At 73.0% G+C, this 12117-nt stretch carries 11 protein-coding genes and 1 riboswitch; of the genes, 1 reads left to right on the forward strand and 10 read right to left on the reverse strand.

The features are described 5' to 3' along the window. Positions 1-64: 64 nt before the first annotated feature. From LPA54_RS12445 to rpsB, 9 genes are all read right to left on the reverse strand, one after another. Positions 65-1087: an ABC transporter ATP-binding protein gene (locus tag LPA54_RS12445; protein ID WP_228976809.1), complete on the reverse strand. Its 1023-nt coding sequence runs from the start codon at positions 1085-1087 to the stop codon at positions 65-67. 1 nt (position 1088) lies between these two features. After that, positions 1089-2729 (reverse strand): iron ABC transporter permease, encoded by a 1641-nt coding sequence (locus LPA54_RS12450; protein ID WP_228976993.1) that lies wholly within the window; start codon positions 2727-2729, stop codon positions 1089-1091. Positions 2730-2764: 35 nt separating this feature from the next. Beyond that, positions 2765-3859: a thiamine ABC transporter substrate binding subunit gene (locus LPA54_RS12455; RefSeq protein WP_228976811.1), complete on the reverse strand. Its 1095-nt coding sequence runs from the start codon at positions 3857-3859 to the stop codon at positions 2765-2767. A 76-nt stretch (positions 3860-3935) separates the two neighbouring features. After that, positions 3936-4046: riboswitch (TPP riboswitch) on the reverse strand. 29 nt (positions 4047-4075) lie between these two features. Then, positions 4076-5182, reverse strand: a complete 1107-nt coding sequence (rlmN, locus tag LPA54_RS12460) for a 23S rRNA (adenine(2503)-C(2))-methyltransferase RlmN (RefSeq protein WP_228976812.1) — start codon at positions 5180-5182, stop codon at positions 4076-4078. A gap of 155 nt (positions 5183-5337) precedes the next feature. After that, positions 5338-6459, reverse strand: coding sequence for a phosphatidate cytidylyltransferase (locus tag LPA54_RS12465; RefSeq protein WP_228976814.1), 1122 nt, complete (start codon positions 6457-6459; stop codon positions 5338-5340). Further along, positions 6459-7016 (reverse strand): ribosome recycling factor, encoded by a 558-nt coding sequence (gene frr, locus LPA54_RS12470; RefSeq protein ID WP_058943998.1) that lies wholly within the window; start codon positions 7014-7016, stop codon positions 6459-6461. Before frr ends, LPA54_RS12465 begins: the two co-directional genes overlap by 1 nt. A 127-nt stretch (positions 7017-7143) precedes the next feature. Next, on the reverse strand, positions 7144-7908 hold the full coding sequence (pyrH, locus tag LPA54_RS12475) for a UMP kinase (RefSeq protein ID WP_058943999.1): 765 nt from the start codon (positions 7906-7908) through the stop codon (positions 7144-7146). A 154-nt stretch (positions 7909-8062) separates the two neighbouring features. Beyond that, positions 8063-8899, reverse strand: coding sequence for a translation elongation factor Ts (gene tsf / locus LPA54_RS12480; RefSeq protein WP_228976815.1), 837 nt, complete (start codon positions 8897-8899; stop codon positions 8063-8065). 145 nt (positions 8900-9044) lie between these two features. Then, positions 9045-9968, reverse strand: coding sequence for a 30S ribosomal protein S2 (gene rpsB / locus LPA54_RS12485; protein ID WP_228976816.1), 924 nt, complete (start codon positions 9966-9968; stop codon positions 9045-9047). A gap of 734 nt (positions 9969-10702) precedes the next feature. Here rpsB and LPA54_RS12490 point away from each other — a divergent pair. Continuing rightward, the gene (locus tag LPA54_RS12490) at positions 10703-11296 is read left to right on the forward strand and encodes a M23 family metallopeptidase (RefSeq protein ID WP_228976818.1); all 594 of its coding nucleotides are present in this window, start codon (positions 10703-10705) and stop codon (positions 11294-11296) included. Positions 11297-11542: 246 nt separating this feature from the next. On the opposite strand, the gene LPA54_RS12495 is transcribed toward LPA54_RS12490, so the two are convergent. After that, a complete protein-coding gene (locus tag LPA54_RS12495) occupies positions 11543-12103 on the reverse strand; it encodes a TetR/AcrR family transcriptional regulator (RefSeq protein WP_228976995.1) in 561 nt (186 codons plus the stop codon). Positions 12104-12117: the final 14 nt, after the last annotated feature.

Raw genomic sequence — 12117 nt, forward strand, 5'->3', positions numbered from 1 at the left:
CCCCGCTGGGCCGCCCGCCGAGGGGCGGCGCGGCCGCGGGGCCCCGCTGCGGCGCGGGCCCGCGTCAGCCCAGGACGACGACCTCGTCGGGGTCGAAGGCCACCCCGACCGCCGCGCCCTCATCTGGGGTGTCGCGCAGGGCGCACTCGGCCTCCAGGGGCGGGGCCTGCCCGTCGGCGGGGCGCAGCCGCACCGCGACGTGGTGGCCCCGGAACGTACGCCCCTCGACCGTGCAGCGCAGCCCGCCGGCCGGGTCGCCGAGCCGTACGCCGGCGGGGCGCACCAGCAGCCGGGCGGCGCCCTCCCGGGTGCCGGCCGGTACGGGCAGCGGGCCCCACGGGGTGGTGGCGGCGGTGCCGCGGACGGTGGCGGCGACCACGTTGTCGAAGCCGAGGAACCGCGCGACGAACTCCGACGCCGGCCGCCGCCACACCTCCAGGGGGCTGCCCACCTGGGCGATGCGCCCCTCGTGCATGACGACGACCCGGTCGGCGAGGGCGAACGCCTCGGCCTGGTCGTGGGTGACGGCGAGCACGGTCGTGCCGAGCTGCCCGAAGAGGCGGCGCAGCTCGGTGACGAGCCGTTCGCGCAGGCCCCGGTCGAGCTGGCCGAGCGGTTCGTCCAGCATCAGCAGGCGCGGTCGGGGCGCCAGGGCGCGGGCGAGGGCCACGCGCTGCTGCTCACCGCCGGACAGGGCGGCGACGGACCGCCGCCCCGCGCCCGGCAGACCCACCAGGTCCAGCAGTTCCTCGACCCGCGCGGTCCGCTCGGCGCGCGGCACCCCGCGCACGCGCAGCCCGAAGGAGACGTTGCCGGCGACGTCGCGCTGCGGGAAGAGCTGGTGGTCCTGGAACATCAGGCCCACACCGCGCCGGTGCGCGGGCACACCCGACTGGTCGGCGCCGTCGAGCAGGACGCGTCCCGCGTCGAGGGGCTGGAGTCCGGCCACCACGCGCAGCAGGGTGGACTTGCCGCTGCCGCTCGGGCCGAGCACGCAGACGATCTCGTGGTCGGCGACGTCCAGCGACACGGCGTCGACCGCGGCGCGCGGACCGAAGCGGACGGTCACGTCCTGGAGGGCGAGCACGTCACAGCTCCCCGGACCGGTCGACGCGGACACGTTCGAGCAGGAGCAGGGCCACCGCGCACACCACCATCAGGATCGTCGAGAGGGCCATCGCCTGGCCGTAGTTGAGTTCGCCGGGCCGGCCGAGGAGCCGGGCCACGGCGACCGGGAGGGTGGGGTCGTCGGGGCGGGCGATGAAGACGGTCGCCCCGAACTCGCCGAGGGACACGGCGAACGCGAACCCCGCCGCCACCAGCAGGGCCCGCCCCACCATCGGCAGGTCCACCTCGCGCCAGGCCCGCCACGGCGACGCGCCGAGCACCGCCGCGGCCTCGCGCAGCCGCGCGTCCACCGCCCGCAGCACGGGGAGCACCGTCCGTACGACGAAGGGAACGCCGACCAGGGCCTGGGCGAGCGGTACGAGGATCCACGAGGAGCGCAGGTCGAGCGGCGGTTCGTCCAGCGTGATGAGGAAGCCGAAGCCGACGGTCACGGCGGACACCCCGAGCGGCAGCATCAGCAGCGCGTCGAAGCCGCGCACCAGCCGCCCGGCGGTGGGGGCCGCCCCGTTCGTCGAGCGGTACCGGGAGTCGGGCAGGGTGAGCGCGGCGGCGGCGAGCCCGCCGATCAGCAGGGCGACGGCCGTCGCGACGAGGGCGTACTCCAGGGAGTTGCCGATGGCCTCGACGGGCGGCACGAGGAACGTCCCGCCGCCCGCGCCCGCGTCGCCGAGCGCCCGGTAGTAGCCGAGCCCGCCGTCGAAGGACCGTTCCACGAGCACGGCGAGCGGCAGCAGGAGCAGCAGCACCACCGTCAGGAGGACGGCGGCCAGCAGCGCCCACTGACCGGCGCCGCGCGGGCGCCGGGCGGTGCCGCCCGCGTCCACCAGCCCCAGCGCGGACTCGCGGCGCCGGACCGTGCGGGCGTGTACGGCGAGGATCGCGCCGACCGCGGCGAACTGCACCAGCGTGAGCACCGCCGCCGTCGGCAGGTCGAGCAGCTGCGCGGTCTGCCGGTAGATCTCCGCCTCCAGCGTGCGGTACGCGGGCCCGCCGAGGATCTGGACGATGCCGAAGGAGGTGTACGTGAAGAGGAAGACCATCAGCGCGGCGGCGGCCACGGCGGGCGCGAGCGCCGGCAGGGTGACCCGGCGCCACGCCGCGAACCGCGAGGCGCCGAGCACCCGGGCGGCCTCCTCCTGGCGCGGGTCGAGCTGCGCCCACAGTCCGCCGACGGTGCGGACGACGACCGCGTAGTTGAAGAAGACGTGCGCGAGGAGGATCGCCCACACGGTGGTGTCGAGCCGTACGCCCCACAGCTCGTCGAGGAGCCCGTCCCGGCCGAGGACGGCGAGGAACGCGGTCCCGACGACGACCGTCGGCAGGACGAACGGCACGGTGACGACCGCCCGCAGCAGCCCCTTGCCGGGGAAGTCGAAACGGGCGAGGACGTACGCGCCGGGCAGCGCGACCAGCAGGGTGAGGGCGGTCGAGGCGAGCGCCTGCCAGGTGGTGAACCACAGGACGTCCAGGACGTCGGGGCGGCCCAGCACGTCGCCGAGCCGCCCGAGCCGCCAGCCGTCGTCGGTCCGCAGCCCGCGGCCGACGATCGCGGTGACGGGGTAGGCGAAGAAGACGCCGAAGAACGCCACGGGCAGGACCATGAGCCCGGCCCGCAGCGCTCGGCGCCCGCGGGTGCCTACTTCAGGACGAGCGAGGACCACGTCTGGATCCACTGGTCGCGCTTCTCGGCGATCTTCCCGGGGGCGAGGGTGTACGGCCGGTCGACCCGGGCGCCGTGCCTGGTGAACAGCTCGGGCAGCTTCGCGTCCTCGACCACCGGGTTCACGAACATCTGCAGTGGCATGTCCTCCTGGAACTTCCTGCTGATGAGGAAGTCGATGAGGGCCTTGCCGCCGTCGGGGTTCCGCGCGCCGGTCAGCAGCCCGGCGAACTCGGTCTGCCGGAAGCAGGTGCCGGTGGCGACGCCGGTCGGCGCCTCGGCGGGCTGCGGCTCGGCGTACAGCACCTCGACGGGCGGGCTGGAGGCGTACGACACGACGAGCGGCCGGTCGCCCTTGGCCTTCCTGCCGCCGGCGGAGCCGGAGAACTCCTGGTTGTAGGCGATCTCCCAGCTGTCGACGACCTTGACGCCGTTGTCCTTCAGCTTCTTCCAGTACCCCTGCCAGCCCTCGTCGCCGTACCGGGCGGCCGTGCCGAGCAGGAAGCCGAGGCCGGGCGAGGACCGCTCGGGGTTCTCGACGACGAGGAGGTCCCGGTAGGCGGGCTTCACGAGGTCGTCGAAGGTCTGCGGGGGTGCGAGCTTCTTCTCCGCGAAGTACTTCTTGTCGTGGTTGACGCAGATCTCGCCGGTGTCGACGGGGGTGACGCGGTGCTCGCCCTTGTCGAGCTGCACGGCCTCGGGGACCCGGTCCAGGCCCTTCGCCTCGTACGGCTCGAAGATCCCGTTGTCGAGGGCGCGGGAGAGCAGGGTGTTGTCGACGCCGAAGAGGACGTCGCCCTGCGGGGCGCCCTTGGTGAGGACGGCCTTGTTGACGGTCTCGCCGGCGTCGCCGCTCTTGAGGACCTTGACGGTGTAGCCGCTCTGCCGGGTGAACTCCTTCAGGACCGCCGGCGAGGCGTTGAAGGAGTCGTGGCTGACGAGCGTCACGGTCTTGGACGCCGTACCGCCGTCGTCTGCCGCCCGGTCGGGGTCCCCGCCGCAGGCGGTGAGCGTCGAGACGCCCAGCGCGGCGGCGAGCGTGCCGACCGCGATCTTCCTGGTGGTGCTCACTGAGATTCCTCCTGGGGTGTCCAGGAGAAGACGCGGCCCTGCCCACCGGAACCGTCCGGTGGGCAGGGCGCAACAGCTCGAGTAACGACCGAACTTCCTACCCAGAATGACCTGGGCGAGGTTCAGAGGGTCTGCGGTCTGACGGTCACCGCACTCTCAGCGCTGTGGCGCTCCCCTGTCGGAATATGCAGATGTGTTCGAGCCCAGAGTACAAGGTCAGCGTTCGGCGGCCGCGAGCTGTCCACAGGCGCCGTCGATCTCCTGGCCGCGCGTGTCCCGGACGGTGACCGGGACGCCGTGCGCCGCGATGGCCTCGACGAACGCCTTCTCGTCCTCGGGGCGGGACGCGGTCCACTTGGAGCCGGGCGTGGGGTTGAGCGGGATGAGGTTGACGTGCACCCGCTTGCCCTTGAGCAGTCGGCCCAGCAGGTCGCCGCGCCACGCCTGGTCGTTGATGTCGCGGATCAGCGCGTACTCGATGGAGACGCGGCGGCCGGACTTCTCGGCGTACTCCCAGGCCGCGTCGAGCACCTCGCGGACCTTCCAACGCGTGTTGACCGGGACGAGCGTGTCGCGCAGCTCGTCGTCGGGGGCGTGGAGGGAGACGGCGAGGCGGCACTTGAAGCCCTCGTCGGCGAAGCGCAGCATCGCGGGGACGAGGCCGACGGTGGAGACGGTGATGCCGCGCTGCGACAGTCCGAGGCCGTCCGGCTCGGGGTCGGTGAGGCGGCGGATGGCGCCCACGACGCGGTTGTAGTTGGCGAGGGGCTCGCCCATGCCCATGAAGACGATGTTCGACAGCCGCGCGGGGCCGCCGGGGACCTCCCCGTCGCGCAGGGCGCGCATGCCGTCGACGATCTGGTGCACGATCTCGGCGGTCGACAGGTTCCGGTCGAGGCCCGCCTGGCCGGTCGCGCAGAACGGGCAGTTCATGCCGCAGCCGGCCTGCGAGGAGATGCACATCGTCACCCGGTCCGGGTAGCGCATCAGCACCGACTCGACGAGCGTCCCGTCGTGGAGCCGCCAGAGCGTCTTGCGGGTGGTGTCGTCGTCGCACGAGATGTGCCGGACGACGCTCATCAGCTCGGGCAGCAGCTCGCCGGCGAGCTTCTCCCGGGAGCCGGCGGGGATGTCGGTCCACTGGGCGGGGTCGTGGGCGTACCGCGCGAAGTAGTGCTGGGACAGCTGCTTGGCGCGGAACGGCTTCTCGCCGATCGCGGCGACGGCTTCCTTGCGCTCGGCGGGTGTGAGGTCGGCGAGGTGCCGCGGCGGCTTCTTGGCTCCGCGGGGCGCGACGAAAGTGAGTTCTCCGGGCTTGGGCATGGTCCTACCAGTGTCGCAGAAGCGCGACGGAAGGCCCGCCGCCCTGTGGACGACGGGCCTTCCGAAGACGTGAAGCGCAGGTCGGAGGGGGTGTTCGGGCTCTCTCGCCCACTGCTGTCCCGCTCTGTTCCGCTCCGTTCCGCTCTGCTGCGCTCCTAGCCTGCTCCCACGAACAGCACGAGCAGCAGCCACACCACGGGCGCCGTCGGCAGCAGGGAGTCGAGCCGGTCCATGATCCCGCCGTGGCCGGGGAGGAGCGTGCCCATGTCCTTGATCCCCAGGTCCCGCTTGATCATGGACTCGCCGAGGTCCCCGAGGGTCGCGCTGACCGCGACGGCCAGGCCCAGGACGAGCCCCTGCCACCAGGTGCCGCCCTCGATGAGGAACGCCATGCACAGCGCGCCGGCGGCCATGGCGAAGGCGACCGCGCCGAACAGGCCCTCGCGGGTCTTCCCGGGGCTGATGCGCGGGGCGAGCTTGGTCCGGCCGAACCGCCAGCCGACGGCGTACGCGCCGGTGTCGCTGACGATGGTCAGCAGCAGGAAGGTGAGCACCCGCTGCGGCCCGTCGTCGGCGGCCAGCATCAGCGCCACGAACGTCGCCAGGAACGGCACGTAGAACGCGGCGAAGACCCCGGCGGTGACGTCCTTGAGGTAGCCCTCGGGGGGCTCCGTCATCCGCCACACCAGCACCGCGAGCGCGGTGAGCGCCATCGCCACCCACGCGCCCTCGGCGCCGCGCACGTAGCCGGCGACGACCATCGCCGCGCCGCCGACGGCGAGCGGGACGAGGGGCGCCCTGATGCCCTTGCGCTCCTGGAGGCGGGAGGTGAGCTCCCACAGGCCGACGACGACGGCGACCGCTATGACGCCGACGAAGACGGCCTTCTGGACGAAGAGCGACGCGATGATGACCGCGCCGAGACCCACGCCGACCCCTATGGCGGCCCGCAGGTCGCGTCCGGCCTGCTTCTTCTGCCGCTCCTGCTTCTTCTGCGCGCGCCCCCGCGGCGGGGCGGGCTCCGGCGGTTCCGGGGGCATGGGCTCCTGCGGCATCTCGTCGCGGAACAGGGGACCGCCGCCCAGCGGGGCGGCCCCCCGGTCGTGGTCGTCCTGGCCCCCGCCGGCGGGGACGTCGGGCACGATGGGCATGGGCCGAGTCTGCTGCGCGGCGGGCCCGTCGTGGACGGGACCCGCCGGGACGAACGGAGCGAGCCCCTGGTCGGGTGGGCCCCAGTACCCGTCTCGTGGCGGGGCCCCCCGGGAAGCGTCGTTCATCAGACCTCGAGGAGCTCGGCTTCCTTGTGCTTCAGCAGCTCGTCGACCTGCGCCACGTACTTGGCGGTGGTGTCGTCGAGCTCCTTCTCCGCACGGCGGCCCTCGTCCTCGCCGACCTCGCCGTCCTTGACGAACTTGTCGATGGTCTCCTTGGCCTTGCGCCGGACGGCGCGGATCGAGATCTTCGCGTCCTCGCCCTTGCCCTTGGCGACCTTGATGAACTCGCGGCGGCGCTCCTCGGTGAGCTCGGGGAAGACCACCCGGATGATGTTGCCGTCGTTGGACGGGTTGACGCCGAGGTCGGAGTCGCGGATCGCCTGCTCGATGTTGCGCAGGGCGGTCTTGTCGAACGGGGTCACGACCGCCATGCGCGGCTCCGGCACCGAGAAGGAGGCCAGCTGGTTGATCGGCGTGAGGGCACCGTAGTAGTCGGCCACGATCTTGTTGAACATGGCCGGGTGCGCACGCCCGGTGCGGATCGCGGCGAAGTCCTCCTTGGCGACAAGGACGGCCTTCTCCATCTTCTCCTCGGCTTCGAGGAGGGTCTCTTCGATCACCACTTGCTCCTGCGTGTCTTGGTTTGTCCCGGCGTGCACCAGGGCCGCGGAACCTGCGTCGCGTCTTTCCCTGCACGGTGTACGACCGGCAGGGCTTTGTCCATCCCCGGGCGGGGCGACCCGGGGGTCAGTGCCGGGTGCCCTCGTCGCTCACGAGCGTGCCGATCTTCTCACCCTTCACGGCGCGCGCGATGTTGCCGGCCGTGAGGAGTTCGAAGACGAGGATCGGCAGCTTGTTGTCGCGGCAGAGGGTGATGGCGGTGGCGTCGGCGACCCGGAGGTCGCGGGAGATCACCTCGCCGTACTCCAGCGCGTCGAACTTCACCGCGTCCGGGTTGGCCTTGGGGTCGGAGTCGTAGACCCCGTCGACGCCGTTCTTACCCATGAGGAGGGCTTCGGCGTCGATCTCCAGCGCGCGCTGGGCGGCGGTGGTGTCGGTGGAGAAGTACGGCATGCCCATGCCCGCGCCGAAGATGACGACGCGGCCCTTCTCCAGGTGGCGCACGGCGCGCAGCGGGATGTACGGCTCCGCGACCTGGCCCATGGTGATGGCGGTCTGGACGCGGGACTGGATGCCCTCCTTCTCCAGGAAGTCCTGGAGGGCGAGGCAGTTCATGACCGTGCCGAGCATGCCCATGTAGTCGGAGCGGGCCCGGTCCATGCCGCGCTGCTGGAGCTCGGCGCCGCGGAAGAAGTTGCCTCCGCCGATGACGATCGCGATCTGCGCGCCGTCGCGGACGACCGCGGCGATCTCGCGGGCGATGGCGTGGACGACGTCGGGATCGACGCCGAGGCCGCCGCCTCCGGCGAACGCCTCGCCGGACAGCTTCAGCAGGAAGCGGCCGGCCTTTTTACCGGTGGTGTCGTCGCTCTGTGCGGCGCCCTGATTCATTGGGGATCTCCTCGTGCGCATACGAAGAAGGCCATTGCCGGGGGTGCTGGTGTCCCAGTGCGGCAATGGCCTCCTCGTCAGATCTGCGGTCGTCCGGCGCGGACGCGGACGACTGCTACGGCCCCAGCGGGGCCCGGTGTCCGTGGGTGCGGACTCAGATGCCGACCTTGATGCGCGAGAAGCGCTTCAGGGTGACACCGGCCTCGTCCAGGATCTGCTGGACCGACTTCTTGTTGTCGAGCGCGTACGGCTGGCCGAGCAGCGTCGCGTCCTTGAAGAAGCCGTTGAGACGACCCTCGACGATCTTCGGGAGCGCGGCCTCGGGCTTGCCCTCGGCGCGGGTGGTCTCCTCGGCGACGCGGCGCTCGGCCTCGACGACCTCGGCCGGGACGTCGTCCTTGGCGAGGTACTTCGGGGCGAAGGCGGCGATGTGCTGCGCGACGCCCTTCGCGACCTCGGCGTTCTCCTTGTCGAGCTCGACGAGGACGCCGATCTGCGGGGGCAGGTCGGGCATGGTGCGGTGCATGTACGCGGTGACGTAGCCGCCGGAGAACTGCGCGAAGCGGTCGAGGACGATCTTCTCGCCGAGGTTGGCGTTGGCCTCGTCCACGAAGGCCTGCACGGTCTTGCCGGCCTCGATCTCGGAGGCGAGCAGCGCCTCCAGGTCGGCCGGGCGGGTGGCGGCGACGTGCTGGGCGAGCTGGTTGGCGACCGACTGGAACTTGTCGCCCTTGGCGACGAAGTCCGTCTCGCACTTCAGCTCGACGATGACGCCGGAGGTGTTGTCGTCGGCGATGAGGGAGACGACCGCGCCGTTCTCGGCGGAGCGGCCCTCGCGCTTGGCGACGCCCTTCTGGCCCTTGATGCGCAGGGCCTCGACGGCCTTGTCGACGTTGCCGTCGGACTCGTCCAGCGCCTTCTTGCAGTCCATCATGCCGGCGCCGGTGAGCTCGCGGAGCTTCTTGACGTCGGCGGCGGTGTAGTTCGCCATGATTCGTGAATCTCTCTCGAAGTCTGGAGGATCTACCAAGATCTGGGGGTGGACGGAGGGGGCGCGTGGCCCCCTCCGTCGACGACCGGACCGGTCAGGCCGGGCCGGGAGAACCCGGCCCGGACCCGGAGGTCTGGACCGCGGTTCAGGCCTGCTCGGCCTCGGCGGCCGGAGCCTCGGCGGCCGGGGCCTCCTCGGCGGCGGCCTCGGCAGCCGGGGCCTCCTCGGCGGCGGGGGCCTCGGCGGCCGGCGCCTCGGCGGGCTTCTCGGCGGCCTCGTCGTCCGCCTTCTTCTCGCCCGCGAGCAGGTCGCGCTCCCACTCGGCGAGCGGCTCGCCGGCGGCCTTGTCGCCCGGCTTCGAGTCGCCGGTCGCGGCGCCGGAGCGGGCGATGAGGCCCTCGGCGACGGCGTCGGCGATCACGCGGGTGAGCAGGGTGACGGAGCGGATCGCGTCGTCGTTGCCCGGGATCTTGTAGTCGACCTCGTCCGGGTCGCAGTTGGTGTCGAGGATCGCGACGACCGGGATGTTGAGCTTGCGAGCCTCGCCGACGGCGATGTGCTCCTTCTTGGTGTCGACGATCCAGACGGCGCTGGGCACCTTCTGCATGTCGCGGATGCCGCCGAGGGTCTTCTCCAGCTTGGCCTTCTCGCGGGAGAGGACCAGCAGCTCCTTCTTGGTGAGGCCGGAGGCGGCCACGTCCTCGAAGTCGATGCCCTCGAGCTCCTTCAGGCGCTGGAGGCGCTTGTAGACGGTCGAGAAGTTGGTGAGCATGCCACCCAGCCAGCGCTGGTTGACGAACGGCATGCCGACGCGCGTCGCCTGCTCGGCGATGGCCTCCTGCGCCTGCTTCTTGGTGCCGACGAACATGATGGAGCCGCCGTGCGCGACGGTCTCCTTGACGAACTCGTAGGCGCGGTCGATGTACGACAGCGACTGGAGCAGGTCGATGATGTAGATGCCGTTGCGCTCGGTGAAGATGAAGCGCTTCATCTTCGGGTTCCAGCGACGGGTCTGGTGACCGAAGTGGACGCCGCTCTCCAGCAGCTCCCGCATCGTGACGACGGCCATGGCCGTATCTCCTTGGTTCTCGGTTGTGTCCTGACGCCCCGACGCGCCGTTCCACGAATGGACCGATGGGCGCTGCCACGACTTGTGAGGGTGGTGGCGGGGCGTGCGAAGTCGACCCGGTGGCCCGGGTCGCCAGAAGAAGTGTACGGGACCTGGGCAGCACCGGGTGACGGCGCTGTCCACAACCGGCCTCGCCGTCCACAGTCCCGCACCATGATCCACTCGGCGGGGCCGTGCGGGAGGAGAGTGCGGGCATGACATCACTCCACCGCCCCGCCACCAGGACGGCGCGCCCGCTCGCTGCCGTCGCGCTGCTCACCGCGCTCGGCCTGCTCGCGCCGCTCGCCGCGCTCCCGTCGCCGACCCCGCCGCCCGGACCGACACCGACCCGGGCCCTGCACCCGTCCGCCGTCCCCGTCCGGGCCTCCCCGGCGGCGCCGCACCTCGGGCCGCCGAGACCCGTGACGGCCCTCGTGGGGCGGGTACGGGAGGCGGGCGTGGGGGTGGGGGCGAGCGTGGGGGTTGGGGCGGGCGTGGGGGCTGGGCCACCGCCGGTTTCGGGGCCGGTGCCGGTGCCGGTGGACGTTCCCGTGGCGGCGGACGTGGCTGGGGCGGCTGGGCGGTCGGTGCCAGGGGAGGCTGCGGGTCGGCCCGTTCCGGCGGACGACGCGGGGCGGCCGGGTGGCTCCTCGACCGAGGCCCGGCCGGGCGGGCCGGCGACGGACCGGAGGCCGTTGGAGCCGGGTCCGGGTGGTGCGGGGCCGGTGGGCGCCGGCCCGGCGGATGTCGGGCCGGCGGGTGTCGAGCCGTGGCGGGTCGGGTCGTGGCGGGTGGGACCGTCGGGGGCCGGCCGTGCCGGGAGCCGGGTCGGCACACTGCCGGTGGCGGAGGCCGTCTGGCCGGTGGGACCGCCGCGGGCGCTGGTGCTGCGGGGCTGGGAGCCGCCCGCGTCGACGTACGGGCCGGGGCACCGGGGCGTCGACCTCGCGGCCCCGCCCGGCACGCCGGTGCGGGCGGCCGCGGGCGGGCGGGTGGCGTTCGCGGGGCCGGTGGGGGGACGGGGCGTGCTGTCGGTGACGCTGCCCGCGCCGCCGGGCGGGGTGCCGGTGCGCTTCACGTATGAGCCGGTGCGCGCCGTGGTGGCCCGGGGTGCCGACGTGCGCGCGGGCCAGGTGGTGGCGGTGACGGCGGCGGACGCGCCATCGCACTGTGCGGGGGTCTGCCTGCACTGGGGCCTACGACGCGGGACGGCCTACCTGAACCCGCTCTCCCTGCTGCCGCCCCACCTCCTGCGCCGTCCACCGTCCCGGCTGCTGCCGCTGGACTGACACACCGCACGAGCCGGTGGACGAGGCGGCGGGGGTGCCGGGGCGCCAGGGGCCGGCAGGAGTCGGCACGCCCGGAGGCCGGGGCCCCACGAGGGATCCGAACCCCAAGGCGCCCGCGGGGTCGGGGCGCCGGAGGCAGCGACGCCGGGGCCACGGCGGCGCGGGAGGCAGGTGGGACCCTGGGGGCCATGACGAAGGCCGGGAGAGCGGGGGGAGGGGGGCGGGGGGGGAGGGAGCGGGAGGGGGTCAGGTGCCGGTGACGCCGCGTAGGGCTACCGCGACGGCTGTGTCGGCGATGGCGGTCGGCTCCTCCGCCACGCCCAGCTCGATCCGGCGGACCGCGGCGTCGACGACGCCCTGGAGGAGCATCGCGGCGAGCCTCGGCTCGGCCTGGCCGAGGTCGCGCAGGGCGTCCACGACCATCGTGACGAGCCCGCCGTGCGCGGCGCGGATCTTCTCGCGGGCGCCGTCGTCGAGTTCGCTGGCGGAGATGGCGACGACCGCGCGGTGCCTGCGGTCGCCGACGAGCTCCAGCTGCCGGCGTACGTATGCCTCGACCCTTCCCTCCGGCGTGCCGGCGGCGGCCATGGCCGCCTCGACCTCGGCGGCCCAGACGGGGAAGTCGACCGCGCACAGCTCCTCGACCACGGCCGCGCGGGAGCGGAAGTACTCGTACACCGACGACCGGGCCAGGCCGGTGCGCTCGGCGAGGGCGGGGAAGGTCAGCGCTTCCGTACCGCCCTCGGACAGCAGGGAGCGCGCCGCGTCCAGCAGGGCGGCGCGCTGCATCGTCCGGTGCTCGGCCACCGAGGCCGCTCGAA

Source organism: Streptomyces sp. DH12 (assembly GCF_020873895.1).
Lineage (GTDB): Bacteria > Actinomycetota > Actinomycetes > Streptomycetales > Streptomycetaceae > Streptomyces.

Excerpts from the sequence above, each read along its gene's own strand:
- LPA54_RS12450 (WP_228976993.1), bottom strand. The coding sequence starts at position 2,729 with ATGGTCCTGCCCGTGGCGTTCTTCGGCGTCTTCTTCGCCTACCCCGTC.
- rlmN (WP_228976812.1), bottom strand. The coding sequence starts at position 5,182 with ATGCCCAAGCCCGGAGAACTCACTTTCGTCGCGCCCCGCGGAGCCAAG.
- LPA54_RS12465 (WP_228976814.1), bottom strand. The coding sequence starts at position 6,459 with ATGAACGACGCTTCCCGGGGGGCCCCGCCACGAGACGGGTACTGGGGC.
- pyrH (WP_058943999.1), bottom strand. The coding sequence starts at position 7,908 with ATGAATCAGGGCGCCGCACAGAGCGACGACACCACCGGTAAAAAGGCC.
- tsf (WP_228976815.1), bottom strand. The coding sequence starts at position 8,899 with ATGGCGAACTACACCGCCGCCGACGTCAAGAAGCTCCGCGAGCTCACC.
- rpsB (WP_228976816.1), bottom strand. The coding sequence starts at position 9,968 with ATGGCCGTCGTCACGATGCGGGAGCTGCTGGAGAGCGGCGTCCACTTC.